Source organism: Alcaligenes sp. Me129 (assembly GCF_050487245.1).
In the GTDB taxonomy this organism is placed as follows: domain Bacteria; phylum Pseudomonadota; class Gammaproteobacteria; order Burkholderiales; family Burkholderiaceae_B; genus Alcaligenes; species Alcaligenes phenolicus.
The window spans coordinates 11,492-32,569 of record NZ_JBKQGX010000007.1 but is presented as its reverse complement, the minus strand read 5'-3'; the positions used below and the strand labels follow the sequence as shown (position 1 = coordinate 32,569).

The following is a 21,078-nucleotide window of genomic DNA, read 5'->3' as shown; positions in this document are numbered from 1 at the left end:
CAATCTGGGGGTCAGAGTTGTAGCAGCTTGCTGACTTATGGACGCGCGTCTTGCTTGCGCCATTGTGCCGGGCTGACACCCACACTACGCCTGAACGCGGCGCTGAATGCGGCCGCAGAGCTATAACCGATACGCTCGGCAATCTGCTCCATGGTCAAACCTTGTTCCAGCTGACGCTTGGCCAGTTGCATGCGTAGCTGCAACAGCACCTGGGCCGGTGCCATGCCGCATAGCAAGGTAAAGCGGCGGTGAAAGGCAGCGCGTGACATGTTCAAGTAGGCGGCCATATCGTCCACCGACCAGGCTTTGGCGGGTTCACGCAGCAGCTGCTCGATCAGGCCACCAAAGGCAGGGTCACTTGCCAGATGAATCAAGCCGGCGGGCAGGGCACCTTCGGCAGGTGTCTGTCCGATTTGCTGGCGCAAGGTATAGAACAACAACAGCTCCACCAGCTTTTCCAGCAGGCTGGAGTTGGCTTGCGGCTGGCGTTGCATTTCGGCCTGGATCAAGTCCAGCAAAGGGCGTCCTGAATCTGCATCTGTCTGAGAACCATCAATCAACAAAACATCAGGCACGGTTGCCAGCAGCAATTCGCTCAAACCACGGCCCAGATCCAGAAAACCACAGAGCAAGCCCGTACTGTGTGGCACTTGTGGCTCCAGGCTCTGCATGGTTTGTCGCCGCATGGCCGCATTCCAGTCTGGCGGCGTGGGCGAGGAGCTTAAGCGATGGGGCACATCCCGCAAGAAGAACACCGCATCACCCGCCTGCAAGGCCAAGGCGTCCTGATGCTGAATATGCAGCCAGCACGGCCCATGCAAGACCACATGAAAGCCTGCGCGTTGGTGCCCGTGCAGGCTGCTTTCCCATTGATTGCAGTATTGCCCCAAGTGAAACAGGCTGGCAGAGATCTCCAGCCCGGACAAGAGCAGTTCCTCCACAGGGTGTCCTGTGTCTTTGGAGTCGACAGCGCAATGGCTGTCAGGAAAGGCAGAGTCGCTCATGCAGAAAATATGCTTATTTCTTTTCGTGGATATTTTTAATATGAATACCGCTATGTTCGCACATGGAGATAAGGCGCCAGTCAATCGACAATGAAACCTTCTCGGATTAACTAAGGAATTGTCGCCATCATGACTCGCTTAACTTTGCATACTGTGGACTCCGCACCAGAGGCGGTCAAACCAGCCCTTGAGAAAGCTGTGCGTGGTAGCGGCTTTTTGTCCAATTTGCTGGCTATTTTGGCTAATGCTCCCGTTGCCCTGCAAGCCTATCAGGATATGTCTGCCTTGAACGCCACCGCCAGCCTGTCGCTGGTCGAGCGTGAAGTCGTGCAACTGGTTGCCGGTACCACTCACGGTTGCCGCTTCTGCGTGGCCGGTCACACCGCCATTGCGACCAATAAAGCCAAGCTGGACCCGGAAATTCTGGCCGCTTTGCGTGCGCGTGGCTTTGATCAGATCAACGACGAGCGCCTGCAGGCTCTGGCTCTGTTCAGTCGCGCCGTGATTGATACCCGTGGTCAGGTGTCGGATCAGGCTCTGGCCGATTTCCGTGCTGCCGGTTACGGCGACCAGCAGGCTCTGGAAGTGATTACCGGTATTGGCTTGGCGACGATCTGCAACTTTGCCAATAATCTGGCTCGTACGCCGCTCAATAGCCAGCTGGAGGCCTACGCATGGGAAACGCCTTAAAGCGCGCTGAGCAGCCTGTGCTGGCCTCAGAGCGCCCTGTTTTGTCACCTGGCTTGGCCCAGTGGCTGGAAGAGCATGCTTTGTCGCTGGATAGCGATGCATCTCAGGCGCAGGCCTTGTTGCCTCGCCTGGCGCAAGACGGTTTGTTGAGCCTGGGCCTGAAAGCGGATTTTTCCGACTTCGGTGATGCTGTTCAATCCATCGTGGAAGTGGCCGAGCATTCGCTGACGGCAGGTTTTGTCCTGTGGAGCCAGCGTACCTTTATTGAATACCTGCGTGATGTTCAGGACCCCGCCATGCGTGAGCGCTATCTACCCGGTTTGCTGGATGGCAGTGTTGCGGGTGCGACGGGTCTGTCCAATGCCATCAAGTTTCTGGGTGGCATTGAAGAGCTGCAAGTGCGTGCCCGGCCTGAACAAGGGCAATGGCAGTTTGAGGGCCGCTTGCCCTGGATTACCAATCTGCGTCCCGGCAACTGCCTGGTTGCCGTTGTGGCCGCCATGCCTGAAGAGCAAGCCGGTATTTGGGTGGCAGAACTGGGCGACCAAGGGCTGGAGCGTTCGGCAGATCTGGATCTGGTCGGACTGCGCGGCAGCAATACCGCCGCCTTGAAGTTCAATGCCGTGCGTCTGGGACAAGAGCGTTTGCTGCATCCCGATGCCGGTCACTTTGTGCGCTCGGTACGACCCCGGTTCATGGCGCTGCAATGCGGCATGACCATGGGCTTGGCACGTCGCTCCTTGAAGCAAGTGCTGGATGCGCCACGTTGCCAATGGGTACAGGAGCAGCCCGCCCGCCGCTTGCTGGATCGTGTGCAGGAATTGTCGGATGTGCTGGTTGATGCCGTACGTAAACCCGGCTCGGCCACGCCGCCTGACCTGTTCAAAGTCCGTATCCAGCTAAGTGGTCTGGCGTCGCAAGCCGTGGCCTTGGAAAGCTCTGCGATTGGTGGGGCTACCTATATGCAGGGCAAGCATCCGCAACTGCTGCGCCGTTATCGCGAAGCTATGTTGGTGCCTCTGATTTCACCCACGGTGGCGCAACTGAAAGCCGAACTTGGGCAGGATGCAGTATGAGTTCCGGCGCCCCCTCGCATACCGATTCTGAAGGGGCCGGGCTCTTGTCCGCTCGGGGTATCAGTCTGGCCTACGGTGGCCAGACTATCTTGCAGAACCTGGACTTGAACGTGCACGCGGGCGAGATCGTGGCGCTGCTGGGCCCCAGCGGAGTGGGTAAATCCTCTTTATTGCGGGTACTGGCCGGTTTGCAAACGCCCACTCAAGGCGAGGTGTCCTTTCTGGGGCAGCCCATACGTGGGGTTCATCCCGCTTTGGCCATGGCGTTTCAAGAAGCCATTCTCTTGCCGTGGCTGAATGTGCAGGCCAATACCGGTTTTGGTCTGGGCTTTGCACGCCAACCTTCCGTATCCGCTGCAGAGCGTCGCCTGCGAGTTGAACAGGCGCTGCGTCAGGTTGGCTTATATGAAAGCCGTCATCAGCGTCCTGGTGCCTTGTCGGGCGGTATGGCACAGCGTGTTGCCATTGCGCGTTGTCTGGCTCGACGCCCACAAGTCTTGTTGATGGACGAACCTTTTGGCGCCCTGGATGAAGTAACTCGTCGCCAGATGCAGGAGCTGATTCTGTCGATACGCGACCAGACTGGCTGCGCCATTGTGCTGGTCACTCACGATATTGATGAGGCCCTTTTGCTGGCGGACCGAGTTCTGCTGTTAGGTGGCCGTCCTGCCGGTTTGCAGCGTGAATGGAGCTGCCCGGCACACCCCCGATCTCATCTGGATAACTGGCTTCAGGCCATACGCCTGGAAATTGTGGCCAGCCTGGAGCAAAGCCTCTCCCAGGCGGTTCACGCTGCTGTTTTGTAAGGTGCATTTCATGATTGAATCTCCTACGTCCCGTACCCGTCGCGACTTGCTGAAACTGGCGTCTTTGCTGACCGTTGCGGGTGCTGCGCCCTTGCTGGCCCAAGGGACTGCCCGTGCACAAAGTGAGTCAAATGCGCCTTTGCGTATCGGCTATTTGCCGATTACCGATGCCACCGCCATGTTGGTAGCGCATCACAATGGATATTTTGAAGAAGCGGGTATTGCGGTTGAAAAGCCCGTGATGGTGCGCAGTTGGGCTCAGTTGATCGAGGCTTTCATCTCCGGTCAGGTCAATCTGGTGCACTTGCTCTCGCCCATGACGGTGTGGGCGCGCTACGGCAGCAAAGTCCCTGCAAAAGTGGTGGCATGGAATCACATGAGTGGCTCTGCTATCACGGTGGCGCAGAACATCAGCTCGGCCGAGCAATTGGGCGGGCAGACGGTGGCGATTCCTTTCTGGTATTCGATTCACAACGTGGTGCTGCAGCATGTGCTCAAAGCACATGGCCTGACGCCTGTCGTGAAAAACGCCGGTGCGCTGGCACCCAATGAGGTCAATCTGGTGGTGATGGCGCCTGCTGATATGCCGCCGGCCTTGGCCTCGGGGCGAATTGCCGGTTTTACGGTGGCCGAACCTTTCAATGCCTTAGCCGAAACTCAGGGCATGGGCCGCATCTTGCGCTTTACTGGCGACGTCTGGCGCGATCACGCCTGTTGCGTGGCCTTCATGCACGAGCAGGATTTGCAGACTCGCCCCCAATGGTCGCAAGCCGTGGTGGATGGTCTGGTCAAGGCACAGATCTGGATACGCAGTCACCGCGCCGAGGCGGCCCAGATCCTGTCGCGTGAAGGCGGGAACCGCTATACCCCGCACACTCAAGAAAACCTGTTGAAAGTGCTGTCCCCGGACCCGGCGGATCGTGCGCAATACGTGAAGTCTGGCGTGATTCGTCATCCGGACTGGGACGACCAGCGTATCGATTTTCAACCTTATCCTTTCCCCAGCTACACCGAGTCCTTGGTGCAAATGCTGCAAGGGACCTTGATTCAGGGCGAGCGTGGTTTCCTGGAAGGGCTGTCTCCTGAACACGTAGCCAGCGATCTGGTGGATGACCGCTTTGTCCGTGCCGCGTTGGAAAAGCAGGGGGGCCTGGCGCAGTTTGGCTTGTCCGAGCAATACACCCGCAACGAGAGCATTGTTGTATGAGTTTGAGTGCGTCTGCTTCTTCTCCGTCATTGGCGCAGTCTGATCCGCGATCGGCTGCGTCTTTGCGACGCCCCAAAATGAATGCCTGGATTGCCAGCACCCTGTGGGGCTTGGGCGGTTTGTTGGCGGGAGTCGTGCTGTGGTACTTGGCCACAGCCTGGTCCAGCAGCCCTTTGATGCAGCAATTCGGACCAGCAGCTGCCTTTCATAGCCTGCTGGAGATACTGGGCTGGTCCGAGACCTGGATGCACGTAGGTGCCAGCTTGCAACGTATTTTTGTAGGGCTGGCGATCTCATTGGGTGTCGGCGTGCCCGCCGGTTTGCTGCTGGGCTTGTCAGCGCGAGCTCACGCCGCATTGACTCCCTTGTTCCAGTTCCTGCGCATGATCTCGCCCCTGTCCTGGATGCCTATTGCCGTCATGGCCTTTGGCATTGGGGATGCACCGATTTATTTTCTGTTGGGTGTGGCCGGTGTCTGGCCTGTCTTGCTGAATACAGCCTCGGGCGTACGGCATCTGAATCCGCGCTGGCTGATGCTGGGTCGCAGTCTGGCGGCCACCAAGCTGGAAACGCTGTTGTACTTGATTCTGCCCGGCATTGTAGGCTCGGTGCTGACGGGTAGCCGACTGGCAATCGGCGTCTTGTGGATTGTGCTGGTACCTTGCGAAATGCTGGGTGTGTCGGCCGGTTTGGGTTACCTGATTCTGGATACGCGCGACCGTATGGCGTATTCCGAACTGATGGCCGTAATTGTCTTGATTGGTCTGATTGGCTATCTGCTGGATAGTGCGTTGCGAGCCATGTTTGCGGCTTTTGGACAGCGCTAAATACTCAGCCCTTGGGCCGGCAGGTGAAGAGCTTTGACTGTTTTGTATTCCCAGGAAAGACAAGTGACAGAGCATGCTCAGGCTATCTGCCGCTGCCAGTTCCGTTCTTGTAGGCGCTGGCAGTTTTACCTGGTGCTTAGTGGCTTTTCAGAAGCTGCAGAAAGATAAAAAAGGCCCTCAACATTTGAGATGTTGAGGGCCTTTTTAGATTCAGTTTGAAGCGGTATTCAAGGATGCTAATCCCGCACTGACTGGAGCCTTAGTTGGTATGTATAGAAAAGTGATCTTGAGACGAGACTCTAGCTAGGCCTTGATCACTGCCTTCATGCAGCGACCAGGGTATTGTCCGCATCCTGCGTAATTGCTGTACGTGGACTGAGCTGGTCGATTAGCTCGCCATACCAGGACAAGGTACTGCCCAAGGTAGCTACCTGACCGATCACCAGAATGCAGGGGCTGGCAAACTGATGCTGCTGCGCATCCTGGGCAATGTTTTGCAGCGTGGACAGCAAGGTGCGCTGTTCAGGGCGCGAGCCATTTTCAATCAAGGCGCAGGGCGTAGTGGCACTACGGCCACGCTGCACCAGCTCATGGCTAAAGCCCAGGATTTGCTGCAAACCCATGTACACAGCTACCGTCTGGCTGGTATCCAGTAGCGGGTTCCAATCCTCGATACCGTGACCGCTTTTACGATGTGCCGTCACGAATTGCACGGACTGCGCGTGGTCACGATGGGTCAGAGGAATACCGCTATAAGCCGCACATGCGATGGCAGCCGTGATGCCGGGTACCACTTCAAATGCGATGCCATGCTCGGCCAGATATTCCAGTTCTTCACCGCCACGGCCAAAAATAAAGCCATCACCGCCTTTCAGGCGCACCACGGTTTGACCTGCTCGGGCGTGTTCAATCATCAACTGATGAATGCGGTTTTGGGTCTGGTGATGATCTTCGCCCAACTGCTTGCCTACAAAAATACGGTGGGCATCGCGACGAGCCAACTCCATCACCTGATCGGATACAAGACGATCGTACAGAATCACATCAGCACGATTCAGTGCACGCAGGGCATGCAGGGTCAGCAGACCTGGATCGCCTGGACCGGCGCCCACCAGAATCACGCGGCCTTGTGTGGCGCGGGGTGACTCAGGCTGTTGCAGCGCGCTCTCCAGGCTCAAGCGGGCTTGCTCGGCTTGCTGACTGCGCAGGGCGGCACCTACCGGGCCATCCAGCAGCCAGTCGTAGAAACGGCGGCGCGCACCCAGCTCGGGGCGGGCGCGCCGAATGGCGCTGCGGTATTCCTGCGCCAGACGGCTGATCGCACCCAGGCTGTGGTCCAACATGGTTTCCAATTGCTCCCGTACTCGCCGTGCCAACATGGGGGCCGACCCTGCAGAGGAAATGGCAATAATCAGCGGTGAACGATCCACAATGGCAGGCACCTGAAAACTGGACAATTCGGGGTCGTCCACCACATTGACCAGAATGCGGGCTTCTTGTGCGTCCTGGGCAATGACCTGGTTCACGTCACGCTTGTCAGTGGCGGCAATAATCAGCCAGGCCCCTTGCAGATGCTGGGCCTGATAGCGCTCCCGAATCAGGGTGATGCGCCCTTGATTCGCCAGCTCTTCCAGACTGTCCACCACATAGGGGGCGACCAGCGTGACCTGGGCACCGGCGGCCAGGACCAGACGCACTTTGCGCTCGGCGATTTCTCCACCGCCGATCACCAATACCGCGCGCTGCTTCAAGTTGGCGAATAAAGGAAAGAGGTTCATGTCAGGCTGGCTGTAAAACTAAAGGAATCAAGCGGCTTGTAGGCTCGGCAACCACGCCAGCGCGAACCAGAAAATCGCCAAAGTGCTCGCCTTCCAGACGCTCGGCAGCGAAGCGGCCAAACAGCTCATCCAGAATGCTCAGAATTTCAGGTTCGGCAATATTTTGGCGATAGATTACGTTCAGGCGTTCGCCGCTGAAGTTCGCACCCAAACGCAAGTCATAACGGCCCAGAGCACGGCCAACCAGGGCAATTTCACCCAGGTAAGGACGGGCGCAGCCGTTGGGGCAGCCGGAGATACGCAGCACAATGCGCTCGTCGCGCAGCTGGTACTTGTCCAGCAAGGCTTCCAGCTTGGGCAGCAGGATGGGGGCGTAGCGTTCGCTCTCGGCCATGGCCAAACCGCAGGTCGGCAAAGAGACACAGGCAATCGTGCTGCTGCGTATGCCGCTTTGCGTTTGGTACACATCCAGCTTGTGATCTGCGACCAGCTTGTCGATCTTGGCCTTATCTTCTTCAGGCACATCGGCAATGATCAGGTTCTGGTTGCAGGTCAGGCGGAACTGCCCTTGGTGGATCTTCGCGATCTCACGCATACCCGTCAGCCAGGGGCCGACTTCGGTATCCATGATGCGGCCCGAATCGATACGCAGGCTCAGGTGCCAGCGGCCATTGCTGCCTTGGGTCCAGCCGAAGCGGTCGCCATTGTGGTCAAAATGGTAGGGGCGTGACGGCTCCAGCGTTTGACCACTGCGGTTTTGCACTTCTTCCAGGAACCAGTCGGCGCCCAGCTTATCCACGGTGTATTTCAGACGGGCATGACGGCGCTCGTCGCGGTTGCCGTGGTCACGTTGTGTGGTGATAACGGCCTCGCAAACGGCCAGTAATTGCTCGGGGCGTACAAAGCCGATCACGCTGCCCAGCCGTGGATAGGTGGTGTCGTCGCCATGTGTGGCACCCATGCCACCACCAATGGCGACGTTAAAGCCCAGCAACTGGTTGTTTTCAATAATCGCGATCAGGCCGATGTCCTGCGCAAATACGTCCACATCATTCAAGGGAGGCACGGCAATGCCGATCTTGAATTTGCGGGGCAGGTAAGTCTTGCCGTAAATCGGTTCAAAGTCTTCGCCGTCAATGGCGTCTTCGACTTTTTTGCCGTCCAGCCAGATCTCGGCATAGGCGCGGGTTTTGGGCAGGAAGGTTTCGGAAATCTTGTCAGCCCACTCTTGAACCAGACCGTGCTGCTCGGACAGCAAGGGATTAGTGGCGCTGACCACCTGACGGTTCACGTCACCACAAGTAGCCAATGTCGTGGACATGGCCTTGTTGATGGCTTGCAGTGTGGGCTTTAAAAAGGGCTTGCGCACGCCGTGCCATTGAAAGGTCTGACGGGTGGTGATGCGCAGGCCAAACTGGGCCCAGTCACAGGCGATCTGGTCAAAGGCCAACCACTGGGCGGGCGTAACCACGCCGCCGGGCAAGCGGGCGCGAATCATGAAGCTGAACGCCGGTTCCAGCTTTTGCTTGCGACGCTCTTCACGCTGGTCGCGGTCGTCTTGCTGATAGCTGCCGTGAAATTTCAGCAGCTTGTTGTCGTCTTCGCTGATGGCGCCCGTGATTGGGTCTGCCAGACCCTCGGTAATGCCACCGCGCAGATAGCGGCTATCAATTTTTACTTGCTCGATAGCGGCGATTTTCTTTTCTGTCATGTCCTTGCTTCTCAGTAAACGTCGCGGGCGTAGCGGCCCTGCGCCGAGAGTTCTTCCAACCAGCTGCGAGCCTGGTCTGCGTCCAATCCACCTTCCTGGCGGGCAATTTCCTGCAGGGTCTGGTGTACGTCCTTGGCCATCTGGTTGGCATCACCGCACACATAAATGTGGGCGCCGCCCTGAATCCAGGCATAGACCTCGGCTGCTTTTTCCAGCAAGCGGTGCTGGACGTAAATCTTGTTTTCCTGATCGCGCGAGAAGGCCAGATCCAGGTGTTGCAACTGGCCGTCCTGCAAGGCGCGTTGCCATTCGGTCTGGTAGAGGAAATCGGAGTGAAAGTGCGGGTTGCCAAAGAACAGCCAGTTGCGACCTTCGCCACCCTGAACGCTGCGCTCCTGCACAAAGGCGCGGAAAGGGGCAACGCCGGTGCCGGGACCAATCATGATCACGTCACGGCTGGTATCTTCAGGCAGGCGGAAGCGTGTATTGGGGTCGATAAAGACCGGCACGGTATCGCCTTCGTTCAGGCGGGCCAGATAGTCGGAAGCCACGCCCCAACGATCCTGCTCGTTGAATTGGTAATGCACATTGGCCACGGTCAGATGTACTTCTTCGTCCACCTCGGACTGGCTGGAGGCGATGGAGTACATGCGGGGTGCCAGGGGGCGCAAGGCTTGCACCAGCTCGGCAGCGCTCCAGGTGGCCGGGAAGCGTTCCAATACGTCCAGCACTTGATGGGTTTTCAGCAGCTCTTGCAAAGTGCTCAAACCTTCTGGGCCTACGGCTGTCTGTAGCACGGCATCGCTATTGCGCTTGGCCAGTTCCACCAGGAAAGGTTTGGTCAGTTGCGTCAGCTCGCGGTAGTGGCTAAGCCATTCTTGCAGCGTGTGCGACTTGTCCTGAATGGTGACGGTCTCTTGCGGGTCCAGCTTCAACGTCTGGATAACCGCTTCGACCAGTTTGGCGTTTTGTGTAGGCCAGACACCCAGGGCATCACCGGGTTGGTACTTCAGGCCACTGCCTTCCAGCGACAACTCGTAGTGATAGATGTTGCGGGTGCTGTCGCGGCCCGTAATGCTTTGGCTTTGCAGCACGGTGGCCTGGAATGGATTGTCTCGGGTGAAGCTGCTGCGGGTCTGGGTTTCCAGCACCGTAACGTTGCTGGATTGGGCGGCAGGAACGGCCGCAGCGGCGTGGGCCTGGTGATCCGTTTCCAGAAACCCAAAGGCTTTGTCCTGCCAGGGGGCGGCGACCGTATCAATATCCAGATCAGCCAGCCCTGCGTCCAGAATGCGTTCCGCACCCAGCGCCAGCAGACGTTGATCAATCTTTTCCGCGATCCCACAGAACAGGGGATAGCTGGAATCACCCAGACCCAGCACACCGAATTTCAGCTCGGGCAGCTTGGGAGCACGGGCGCCGGACAGGAACTCGAAAAACGCGATCGAATCGTCTGGCGGGTCGCCTTCACCCTGGGTGCTGATAATGACGTACAGCAGACGCTCTTCTTTCAGCTCGCGCGTGGGGTAACGGTCGGCGCGCAGCAGGCGCACGGGGATGCCGGCGGCTTCGCAGCGTTGGGCAAAGGCTTCGGCGACGCGTTGGGCATTGCCTGTCTGGCTGCCAAACACAATAGTGGCAGGTCGTTGGGCGGGCGCAGCGGCGGCGGGCACCAACGACAGTTCAGGAGAAACAGGCGCTTGAGCGGGAAGGCCGGTGTGGCGCACTTGCGCGACACCCGCGAGATAGCCGGACAGCCAGTTCAGGGACAGCGGATCGAGCTCGTCGGTAATTTGAGCAATCGCCGTGCGATTGGACTCCGAGAGGCGGGACAGGGCGTGCATTCTGACACTCGCTTATATAAATAGTTTGTCCCATTCTAAAGAGCGGTATCAGGGCTACGAACGATCCGATTCTTATTTGTTTATGAATACTCCGGTTAATGAAAAAGGGGCATAAGCCCCTTTCATCTTGGTCTAAGCGCGTGCGAAATACGTGTTATGGACGCAGTTCCCGACGCAGGATTTTGCCCACATTGGTGCGGGGCAGATCGTCGCGGAATTCGACAATACGTGGGGCCTTGTAGCCGGTCAGCTCCTTGCGGCAAAAGGCAATCACGTCTTTTTCCGTCAGCTCGGGATTACGGCTGATGACATAGAGCTTGACGATTTCGCCTGCTTTTTCATCCGGTACACCGACGGCGGCGGCCTCGACAATATCCGGGTGCTGGGCGGCGACCGCTTCCACCTCATTGGGGTAGACGTTAAAGCCCGAGACCAGAATCATGTCTTTTTTGCGATCCAGCAGGAAGACATAACCTTGCTCGTCCATATAGCCAATATCGCCCGTGCGTAAAAAGCCGTCGCGATCAAAGACCTTGGCGGTTTCATCGGGACGTTGCCAGTAGCCGGGAGTAACTTGCGGCCCACGAATGCATAGCTCGCCCGTTTCGCCCAACGGCAGGTCGTTCTGGTTTTCGTCGCGTATGCGTATGTCGGTAGAAGGAACGGGCAGCCCGATTGAGCCGGTGAACTCTTTTTTATCCAGCGGATTGATCGTGGCTGCTGGTGAAGTTTCAGTCAGTCCATAAGCCTGGGCCAGGGGTTTGCCGGTCGCTTCCAGCCAGCGCTTGGCGACCACTTCCTGCACTGCCATACCGCCACCCAATGTAAAGCGCAGCGAGGAGAAATCCAGCTTGCGGAACTCGGCATTGTTCAGCATGGCATTAAAGAGCGTGTTCACCCCCGTAATGGCAGTAAAACGCAGCTTGGACATGTCCTTGATCATGGAGGGAATGTCGCGCGCGTTAATGATCAAGAGGTTCTCCGCACCCAGACGCAGAAACACCAGCAGGTTCGCGGTGAAAGCGAAGATATGGTAAAGCGGCAGGGCAGTAACAACGCAGTCGATCTGGCCTTCTTTCAAATAGGGGCGAATCCAGGACAGGGCCTGGCTCAGGTTTGAAACCAGATTGCCATGGGTCAGGATGGCTCCTTTTGCAACGCCCGTCGTGCCCCCGGTGTATTGCAGGCAGGCAATATCATCGTGGGTCAGCTTGACCGGGGCCGGTGCCCGGCCTCGGCCCTGTGCCAGTACGGCTTTGAAAGAGACGGAGCCAGGCAAGGACCAGGCAGGCACACCTTTTTTAATGTGGCGCACCACTTGATTGACCAGCCAGCCCTTGAAGCCGCCCAGACAATCCCCCACGCTGGTCACAATGACTCGCTTGATGGGTGTTTCGTGCAGGATTTCCTGCAGCACGTGGGCAAAGTTCTCCGCAATGATGATGGTTTCTGCGCCGCTGTCTTGCAACTGGTGGCGCAGTTCACGGGCGGTATACAGCGGGTTGGTATTGATAATGGTGGCCCCGCTGCGCAACACCCCATACAGACTGATGGGGTACTGCAGCATATTGGGCATCATCAGGGCGACACGGTCGCCTTTTTTCACGCCTTGGCTTTGCAGCCAGCTGGCCAGGGCCAAGGCATTGGTCGACAGTTCGCGATAGCTCATGCGTTTGCCCATGCTGATATAGGCAGTGCGCTGCGCGAAGTCGGTACAACTTTGTTCAAATACATCCAGCAAGGACGAGTACTGCTGGGCCTGATCTTCGATAGTGGCAGGAATACCGGCGGGGTAGTTCTGCAGCCAGACTTTATCCATGAAGCGCTCCGAGGCGTGTAGGTTCAAGACAATCCCAGCAGGGCCTTTTTGAGCGATTCTTGGGCAGGCTTCTTGCCTAGCCAGATTTTCAACAAAGCAGGGGTCAGATCAGGGTGAGAGAGCTCGCCCAGCGTCTTGTCGTTGAACAGGATCTTGACCTGAGGGGTGTGCATGTCCAGCACCACAACGTCGCCTTCCTTGGCTTCACCCACCTGGCGCATCAAGTCTTCAAATTGCTTGATGACAGGGTCCAGTTCTTGTTTTTCAGGATCAGTCAGGTTGCTGTGAATGCCGTCTTTCAGGGCATCGATCAGGGTTTGGGCATCCAGGTCGCGTTTGAGGACCAGCCGGATCTGATGTGGTCCGGGGGATTGAATAATGGCCTCGGCATCCTGGGAAGGCGAAGCGGTATACAGGGCGGCGACGTACACATCAAAAACAACTTTCTTGCGCAGGCCTGCCCCATTCAGTTTCAGGCTTTGCTGCTCGACGGTGACCGTGTCTGGCACGGTGACATTCGCAACAGTAGCGGCCTGGGCGGCGGGTAGCCCCAGGTACAGACTTAAAATCAGGGCGGCACAGCGGGGGGTAAACATGAAGCGGTCCTCCGGCAAATTAGCGTGATTGTGATTTCTGCTTGTAGAAGTGGGCGTCGGCGATATAGATGGTGCGTTCCACCGTGGTGTAGATCTGGCCTTCGGGGTCCTGGATCTGCACGGTAAACGTGGCTTCAGCCTCGTGGTATTGGTCTAGCTGTCCTCGTATTGCGTCCAGTTCATCTGGATTGATTTGAAAATTGGCGTACAGAGTTTGGTAGCCGGGGCGGCGATACTGAATCTCTGCATTCTTGTCCCAGACGATCACATGGCGTTGCAGCCCAGCCAGAAGCATGGTGGCGTGCACGCCGTCTGTAATGGCAAACAGGGAGCCGCCAAATAAAGAGCCATTGATGTTGCGAGTGCGACGACGCAATGGCAGGCGTACGACGATGTGTTGCAAGTTCGCTGAAACTTTGTGGACCCGCCCGCCGGTTGCCCGGAAGGCGGGGTGCCAGTTAAAGCCCAGCTGCAAAAAGCGCGCACGCCATGTGGGGGGTAGGCGTGCGAGCAGCTCCATGCGGCGACTGCGGGCCATAGTGCATCCTTAGAAGCGATAGCTGAACTGCACGCCCAGGATGTCACCACTGTTTTTATAAGTACCGCGTGTCAAACCACGACCTTTCAGATCCGTGTTGTTGTTCATGTCGGTATTTTTCAGGAACAAGTGGGTGTAGCCGATATCCCAGGTGGCATTCTTGCTGGCACGATACTGAGCACCCAGGGACACCCAGTAACGATCGCTGTCAGGCAGAGCGGTTGGGCGGTAGTTCTTGTCGCGAACGGGGGATTGGTCCCAAGCAATACCACCCTTGAAGGTCCACTGCTCGTTGTAGTGGTAGTTCGCACCCAGGGCGACGCGCCATGCATCCTTGAATTTCAGTTCCAGACCGGAATCCTTGGCACCGGGGCCGCTGTTTTCAATGGTCAGGCGTGGGATGCTGCTCCAGCCGGTCCAGGACACGTCGGCCAGCAATTGCCAGCGCGAGTTCAGGTCGTGCACCAAGCTGACAATGGCGGTGTCAGGCAGCTTGATGGTGGCTTCGGCATCCCAGTTGATGTTGGGAGCGCCGGTTGGAATGTTGCGGTTGCGCAGCTTGGTGTCGCCGTCAGCCGTGACCTTGATTTGTGAGCGATAGGAAACACCCAGACGAGTGCTTGGGGTCATCTGGTACAGGAAACCGGCGTTCCAGCCCCAGGCGTCGCCTTTCATCTTGACGCGGGTGTCCAGGTCCAGTGGGCCCAGTACTGCGTGATAGTTAGCGGGGGTCGCCAGACGGTAATCCGCATCAATGTGCAGCCAGTTCACACCCACACCGAAGGACAACTGATCGTTGACTTTGTAAGCCACCGACGGGTTGACGTTGACGGTTTCAATGGCGAATTTTTCGGAGTGGTAGCGGCCAATCCAGCCTTCGTCGTATTCAGTTGTCAGACCGAACGGGACACCAATACCCAGACCCACCCACCACTTGGGCGAGAGCTGATGGGACAGATAAATATTGGGAACAGCGGCGACTTTACCGGCATCACCACCCGAACCGCCGGTGGCAGGACGGCTGGCGCCACCCGTCAAGGCCAGGGGGTCGGTACTGCCTTTATCGGAGAACTTGAAGGTAGGTTTAATAGCGTTAAAACCGGCCGAGAAGTTCGTCTCGGGCAACAAGGTCATGCCAGCCGGGTTGAAGTAGATCGTACTGGCATTGTCACCAATGGCGGCCGAGCCTGCGTAGGCATTGCCCAGGCCGCTCGCATTTTGTTCGAGCAAGTTAAAACCAGCCGCATGGGCTTGACCCATTCCCATGCTCATTCCCAGAGGAATCAGCAAGGCGGGGATGGTACGCAAAGCTACAACCGTCTTTTTCATGTCTCTTCTCCAAGGTATAGGTGCGACGTCTGACAGAGGCTTGGGACAGGTTTTAAAACACCTGTTTGTTTTCTATGGTGCATGACCTAGGCCAATCGGCGTATAGGTATTTGTGCCAATCCGAACTAATTGCGTTGTTTTTGTGTTGCTTTGTAATGCAGAGGACCCCCTCTGAATGGCGCAAAGCCGGTACCGAAAATCACGCCTGCATCGGCCAGATCGTCGTTCTCCACAACACCGATGCGAACCTGGTGTTCGGTCTGTTCGATCAGTGGTTTGATCAAGCGATCTGCCAGACCGCTTGGGACTGTTCCCGCAGGAGATTTTTGGGCTTTGCCATCTTTCCAGGTGTAGAAACCCTGGCCGGTTTTGCGACCCAGTTCCTGGCGGTCCAGATGGGTTTTCAGGCAGGCTGGCATGGCCGCCTGCTGGCTTAATTGGGCACCTGCATCACGGGCAATATCCAGGCCTACGGTATCGGCTAATTCCAGTGGTCCCATCGGCATGCCGAACTGCAGCATGGCTTTGTCCACGGTGGCCGGGTCCAGCCCCTCGTCCACGCAGAGCATGGCTTCCAGCATGTAAGGAGCCAGCACGGCATTGACCAGAAAACCGGGGCTGTCTTTAACGGGCAAGGGCAGCTTGCCAATCTGGTTCACAAAGGCGTAGGCAACGCTGCGCACTTCCGGGGCCAGCAACTCGCTTTCCACCACTTCAACCAAGGGCATGCGAGAGACCGGGTTAAAGAAGTGAATGCCTACCAGTCGTTCCGGATTGATCAGGTTCAGGCTGAGCTCGGATAAAGGCAGGCTGGAGGTATTGCTTGCCAGCACAGCACCAGGCTTTAGCAAGGGCTCAATGGTGGCGTACAGGCTGCGCTTGGCATCGGCGTTCTCGAAGATGGCCTCCAGAACCAGATCTGCCGAAGGGATGCCGTGGCCGTCCGGGTCCGGGATCAATCGGTCCAATGCGGCTTGTACCAGCCTGCGGTCTTTGAGACGGCGCTGGAACAGCTTGGCGGCACGACCTTGAGCCTGGGCGATACGCTTGCGGTCCTGATCCTGCAGCGTCACACGCATGCCTTTCAGCGCACATACGGCGGCAATATCGCCCCCCATGACACCCGCACCGACCACGTGAATATGCTTGATCTCCTGAGTCGACGAATGCTTGCCTACGCTTTTCAGACGCTCTTGCAAATGGAAGACACGCAGCAGATTGGCTGCGGTGTTCGAGCGGGTGATTTGCTCGATCAGCTCGGGAGCCTTCAAGGCATTGCCGTTGTGCTTTTCCCAGATCTCCAGGATGGCACGGGGCGCCTGATAGTGCTGATAGGGATCGCGCTTTGCCAACTGCTTGCGTACCTGATTAGCAACCAGGGGGCGCAGCAGCTTGGTATTCATCAGGCGTGGCAGACCCTTGGCGCGCCGCGGCTTCTTGCCACTGAGCACCTGTTTGATAGCAGCTTGCTTGGCCAGACGGACGGGAACGCAGGCATCGACCATACCCAGACGGGCGGCCTTACGAGCATCCACGCTTTTGCCGCTCAGCATCAAGTCCATGGCGGCGGCAGGGCCTATATATTCAGGCAGGCGCAACATGCCGCCCCAACCGGGAAAAATACCCAGCATCACTTCAGGCAGAGCCAGGCGTGTATCGTCCTGATCTACTGCCAGGCAATAACGGCATGCCAGGGCCAGCTCCAGACCACCGCCCAGGCAGTGGCCTTGCACCAGCGCCAACGTGGGGTAGCTCTGCTTGGCCAGCTTGTTGAAGACGGTCCAGCCGCGTGTGACCAGTGCCAAGCCCTTTTCAGGGTTGTTGTTGTGTTCCGAAAACTCGTCAATGTCCGCACCGGCTACAAAACCGGCAGCTTTGCCGGAGTAAATAATCAGTGCTTTAGGAGGATGACTGCTCAGGTAGTCCAGCGCCTGGTTCAGCTCCTGCAGAACGGCTGCCGAGAGTCTATTGACCGAGCTGCCCACGCAATCGATTTTCAGCCAGGCAATTTGCTGATCGTCCGTGTACAGCGTGAAGTTTTGCAAATCCAGGGTAGCGACGGGCATCATGATTCAGTTCCTTGCAGCGATTCGATCAGCATGGCGCCGCCTTGTCCGCCGCCAATACAAATAGCGGCCATGCCCAAGCGCAAGTTGCGACGACGCAGGGCATTCAAGCAATGCAGCACAATTCGGGCTCCGGAGGCACCCACCGGGTGGCCGATCGCAATGGCGCCGCCGTCCACATTGAGCTTGTCCATATCCAGCAGACCCAAAGCATCACGACCCAGATGCTTTTGGCACCACTCCTCGTTGTCCCATGCAGCACGACATGCTAGTACCTGTGCTGCAAAAGCCTCGTTGATTTCCCACAAGTCCGGGCCATTTAGGGCCAGACGGTTGCGCTCCAAAATAGGCGTCGCGGCGAAAACAGGGCCCAGGCCCATGGTGGCCGGGTCCAGGCCAGCCCATTGCGCATCCACAATGCGGCCAATGGGTTTGAGCTGATGTTCCTTGACGGCGGCTTCGCTGGCCAGAATCAGCAGGGCAGCGCCATCGGTCACTTGGGAGCTGTTGCCGGCCGTGATATTGCCCCAAGGCGGATCAAAGACTGGGCGCAGCTTGGCCAGCTTCTCGGGCGTGGAGTCTTCGCGTACGCCATCATCTTGTGGGTAGTTATTACCGCGCGTGTCGCTTAACGGCACGATTTCTTCAAAAGCGTTTTCTTGTTGAGCACGCAAAGCCAGACGGTGACTGCGGGCCGCAAACTCGTCCATATCCTGACGGCTGATACCAAACTCGTGCGCCAGAATTTCAGCGGTCTGCCCCATGGACAGGCCAACGACGGGATCAGTCAGCCCTTTAAGCAGACCGATGACTGGTTTCAGATAGGACAGACGCAGACTGCGCAGCGCTTTCAGGCGTGCGCCCAGGCTACGCGCTTTGCCCCAGGTGGCCAGCCAGCGCACCATGTCGTCGCTGAACAGGATGGGGGCGTGAGACAGCGCATCTACGCCACCGGCCAGCACCAGATCCGAGCGGCCGGTTTGAATGGCCTGTACGCCCGAGTCCAGTGCCTGCATACCCGAGGCGCAGTTACGCATCACGGTCCAGCCCGGCACTTTGTGACCTGTGCCCAGACGCAGACCCAGAACCCGGCCGATATTGGTTTCATCGGGCGAGGGGGCGGCGCAACCCAAGATGACCTCGCTTAGCTGCGGGGCCTCAAAGGGTTGGCGCAGCAACAGCTCGCGACCCGTTTGCACGGCCAGATCTCCAGCAGAGAAGGGGCCGGGCGCATTGCGCGCTTTCAGAAACGGGCTGCGTGCGCCGTCAATAATATAGACCGGTTGAAAACTCATGCTTGGCTCCCACTGGCGGCTTCAGCGGCAGGATTTTCCCGACGCAAATCGAAGGGGAAATCATCAACGGCAATAACCCGATCGCGCACGATGTCGCGGGCCTGGATTTGCTCGTATTCCTGAGCCGTGATGCCACCGGCCTGAAAGACGGCTTCGGCCAGATCGCGTACATTGGCTTTGGGGTTGTCCTGCAATTGACCGCTTTTCTCGAACTGACGGATTTTGGCGTCAATATCGCGGGTGTTCAGCGAAGCCAGCAGGGCCGCTTCAATCGCACCGACGGGTTCCATATCGTCGTCAGGCAAGTAGGTGTCGTAAGTCAGGCGATCTCGAGTGGCACCGGGCTTGGTCAACAGTTTGGCAACAGTGTGGTCCAGCTTGTCATCAGGGCCCAGACGGCGCAGACCCAGAGGGAAGACCAGGAAGCGCAGCACGGCCGCCAAAGGACGGTTCGGGAAGTTCTCCAGTACTTTGTCCAGCGCATGTTGAGCGCGCATCAAGGCGTCTTGAGCCGCCCAGTGAGCCAAAGGCGCATCTTCTTGCTGGCGGCCTTCGTCCTGGTAACGTTTGAGCACGGCGCTTAGCATGTACAGCTCGGACAACACATCGCCCAGACGCGAGGACAGACGCTCACGCATTTTCAGCGAACCACCCAGCACCAGCATGGACGCGTCGGCCAGCAAGGAGAAGGCGGCACTGTAACGGCTGGCCTGGCTGTAGTAGGTGTGCATGGCCTTGGAGGTGCCGGTAGGGCCACTTAGCAAGCGCCAGCCACCCAGGCCCAGCCAGAAGGAGCGGCCTGTATTGGCCAGTGTGTAGCGGATGTGTGCCCAGAAAGCCTGGTCAAATTTACGCAAACCGGCTTCGCGGTCAGGGTTCAGTGCAGCTGTCATCTCTTCCAGAATGAAAGGATGGCAACGAATCGCGCCTTGGCCAAAGATGATCAGGCTGCGCGTCAGAATATTGGCGCCTTCCACCGTAATGCCGACGGGAATTTGCTGGTAAGCCCGGCCCAGGAAGTTGGAGGGGCCAAGGCAAATGCCTTTACCACCAATCACATCCATACCGTCGTTCACCACAATGCGACCACGCTCGGTGACGTGGTATTTGACGATGGCCGAGACGACAGAAGGTTTCTCGCCCAGGTCCACGGCAGCAGCCGTCATGGTGCGGGCGGCATCCATCGCATAGGTATGGCCGGCAATGCGAGCCAGTGCTTCTTCCACACCTTCAAATTTACTGATGGCGCTGCGGAACTGGGTACGGACGGCGGAGTAACCGCCCACGGCGCGGCTGGTCAGTTTGGCCATGCCAGTAAAGGAGGAGGGTAAAGAGATGGAGCGGCCAGCAGCCAGACATTCCATCAACATGCGCCAGCCCTGGCCAGCCATGGCGGGGCCACCAATGATGAACTCCAGCGGCATGAACACGTCTTTGCCACGGGTGGGGCCGTTCATGAACATGGCGTTCAAGGGGAAGTGACGACGGCCAGTGTCCACGCCGGGGTGGTCGCTTGGAACCAGGGCGCAGGTAATGCCAATGTCTTTTTCGCCACCCAGCAAACCGTCCGGGTCATATAGGCGGAAGGCCAGACCCAACAAGGTGCAAACCGGAGCCAGGGTGATGTAGCGTTTGTCCCAGGTGACGCGCATGCCCAGCACTTCCTGACCTTCCCATTCGCCTTTGCAGACAATCCCTACGTCAGGAATGGAGGCGGCGTCCGAACCGGCCCAAGGGCTGGTCAGTGCGAAAGCGGGGATGTCACGGCCATCAGCCAAGCGGGGCAGATAGTGTTGTTTCTGCTCGTCGGTACCGTAGTGCAGCAGCAGTTCTGCCGGGCCCAGCGAGTTGGGCACCATGACCGAGACGGACAAGGCCGAGTTACGGGTGGAGAGCTTGGCGACAACCGCCGAGTGCGCTTGCGCCGAAAAACCGCGACCGCCGTATTCCTTGGGAATAATCAGGCTGAAGAAGCGGTTTTCTTTCAGGTAGTTCCAGACCTCGGCAGGCATGTCGAAGTCTTCCTGGCTGACTTGCCAGTCGTCAATCATGGCGCAAGCCACATTGACTTCATTGTCCATGAACTGGCGCTCTTCATCGGTGAGCCGGTAGGCCGGATAAGAGCTCAGGGTATTCCAGTTGGGTTTGCCGCGAAACAGCTCACTTTCCCACCAGACCGTACCTGCTTCCAGCGCATCGCGCTCGGTTTGGGACATGGCAGGCAGAACGCTGGAAAAGGCGCGGTAGATTGGGCGGCTTAGCCACTTGGTGCGTAGATTCCGGTTTTTGAGAACGTAGACGCAGCCAAGCACTAGCACTATCAATAGCAAGGTCACAAACATAGCAACTCCGGACTAGCTCAGAAAAAAAAAGAAGAAGGCCCCCACGCTGCGCCTTCGGCTTGTTGCCCCCGAGGGGGCACTTTTTACCGGGGGCGCCGAGCTTTGGGAGCGGCCCGGCGGTAAAACCCCCTCATGCTGCACCTTCGACTT

The 21,078-nt window shown here is 57.9% G+C and carries 16 protein-coding genes; 5 read left to right on the top strand and 11 right to left on the bottom strand.

Annotation, left to right across the window (positions count from 1 at the left end; translation table 11 throughout):
• Positions 1-35: 35 nt before the first annotated feature.
• Complete coding sequence (locus tag ACLPGZ_RS09110) at positions 36-1,004, bottom strand: AraC family transcriptional regulator (protein ID WP_429641142.1); 969 nt, start codon at positions 1,002-1,004, stop codon at positions 36-38.
• A 129-nt stretch (positions 1,005-1,133) separates the two neighbouring features.
• Here ACLPGZ_RS09110 and ACLPGZ_RS09105 point away from each other — a divergent pair, with 129 nt between their 5' ends.
• The 5 genes from ACLPGZ_RS09105 to ACLPGZ_RS09085 all read left to right on the top strand — a co-directional run bounded on the left by ACLPGZ_RS09105 (position 1,134) and on the right by ACLPGZ_RS09085 (position 5,610).
• Positions 1,134-1,694, top strand: a complete 561-nt coding sequence (locus tag ACLPGZ_RS09105) for a carboxymuconolactone decarboxylase family protein (RefSeq protein WP_009462432.1) — start codon at positions 1,134-1,136, stop codon at positions 1,692-1,694.
• Complete coding sequence (locus ACLPGZ_RS09100; RefSeq protein WP_429641141.1) at positions 1,679-2,770, top strand: acyl-CoA dehydrogenase family protein; 1,092 nt, start codon at positions 1,679-1,681, stop codon at positions 2,768-2,770. The genes ACLPGZ_RS09105 and ACLPGZ_RS09100 overlap by 16 nt, the downstream gene beginning before the upstream one ends.
• Positions 2,767-3,576, top strand: coding sequence for an ABC transporter ATP-binding protein (locus ACLPGZ_RS09095; RefSeq protein WP_429641140.1), 810 nt, complete (start codon positions 2,767-2,769; stop codon positions 3,574-3,576). The genes ACLPGZ_RS09100 and ACLPGZ_RS09095 overlap by 4 nt, the downstream gene beginning before the upstream one ends.
• A 10-nt stretch (positions 3,577-3,586) precedes the next feature.
• Complete coding sequence (locus tag ACLPGZ_RS09090) at positions 3,587-4,783, top strand: ABC transporter substrate-binding protein (RefSeq protein WP_115634628.1); 1,197 nt, start codon at positions 3,587-3,589, stop codon at positions 4,781-4,783.
• 77 nt (positions 4,784-4,860) lie between these two features.
• Positions 4,861-5,610: an ABC transporter permease gene (locus ACLPGZ_RS09085; RefSeq protein WP_254003233.1), complete on the top strand. Its 750-nt coding sequence runs from the start codon at positions 4,861-4,863 to the stop codon at positions 5,608-5,610.
• A 323-nt stretch (positions 5,611-5,933) separates the two neighbouring features.
• On the opposite strand, the gene cysG is transcribed toward ACLPGZ_RS09085, so the two are convergent.
• The 10 genes from cysG to ACLPGZ_RS09035 form a co-directional block, all read right to left on the bottom strand.
• Positions 5,934-7,388, bottom strand: a complete 1,455-nt coding sequence (gene cysG, locus ACLPGZ_RS09080) for a siroheme synthase CysG (RefSeq protein WP_226349462.1) — start codon at positions 7,386-7,388, stop codon at positions 5,934-5,936.
• 1 nt (position 7,389) lies between these two features.
• The gene (cysI, locus tag ACLPGZ_RS09075) at positions 7,390-9,099 is read right to left on the bottom strand and encodes an assimilatory sulfite reductase (NADPH) hemoprotein subunit (protein WP_035269572.1); all 1,710 of its coding nucleotides are present in this window, start codon (positions 9,097-9,099) and stop codon (positions 7,390-7,392) included.
• Positions 9,100-9,110: 11 nt separating this feature from the next.
• On the bottom strand, positions 9,111-10,943 hold the full coding sequence (locus tag ACLPGZ_RS09070; protein WP_239054900.1) for an assimilatory sulfite reductase (NADPH) flavoprotein subunit: 1,833 nt from the start codon (positions 10,941-10,943) through the stop codon (positions 9,111-9,113).
• A 154-nt stretch (positions 10,944-11,097) separates the two neighbouring features.
• Entirely contained in the window at positions 11,098-12,762 is a 1,665-nt protein-coding gene (locus ACLPGZ_RS09065; protein ID WP_239054899.1) for an AMP-binding protein, read from the bottom strand.
• Positions 12,763-12,785: 23 nt separating this feature from the next.
• On the bottom strand, positions 12,786-13,358 hold the full coding sequence (locus ACLPGZ_RS09060; RefSeq protein WP_060185537.1) for a chalcone isomerase family protein: 573 nt from the start codon (positions 13,356-13,358) through the stop codon (positions 12,786-12,788).
• 19 nt (positions 13,359-13,377) lie between these two features.
• Positions 13,378-13,896, bottom strand: coding sequence for a DUF4442 domain-containing protein (locus tag ACLPGZ_RS09055; RefSeq protein WP_026484839.1), 519 nt, complete (start codon positions 13,894-13,896; stop codon positions 13,378-13,380).
• A gap of 9 nt (positions 13,897-13,905) precedes the next feature.
• Positions 13,906-15,225 carry an OmpP1/FadL family transporter gene (locus ACLPGZ_RS09050; protein ID WP_060185536.1) on the bottom strand — a complete coding sequence of 440 codons (1,320 nt, stop codon included), beginning with the start codon at positions 15,223-15,225 and terminating at the stop codon, positions 13,906-13,908.
• Positions 15,226-15,350: 125 nt separating this feature from the next.
• Positions 15,351-17,294, bottom strand: coding sequence for a 3-hydroxyacyl-CoA dehydrogenase NAD-binding domain-containing protein (locus tag ACLPGZ_RS09045; RefSeq protein WP_060185535.1), 1,944 nt, complete (start codon positions 17,292-17,294; stop codon positions 15,351-15,353).
• On the bottom strand, positions 17,291-18,586 hold the full coding sequence (locus ACLPGZ_RS09040) for an acetyl-CoA C-acetyltransferase (RefSeq protein ID WP_060185534.1): 1,296 nt from the start codon (positions 18,584-18,586) through the stop codon (positions 17,291-17,293). The genes ACLPGZ_RS09045 and ACLPGZ_RS09040 overlap by 4 nt, the downstream gene beginning before the upstream one ends.
• On the bottom strand, positions 18,583-20,928 hold the full coding sequence (locus ACLPGZ_RS09035) for an acyl-CoA dehydrogenase (protein WP_026484842.1): 2,346 nt from the start codon (positions 20,926-20,928) through the stop codon (positions 18,583-18,585). Before ACLPGZ_RS09035 ends, ACLPGZ_RS09040 begins: the two co-directional genes overlap by 4 nt.
• Between the last annotated feature and the right edge of the window lie 150 nt (positions 20,929-21,078).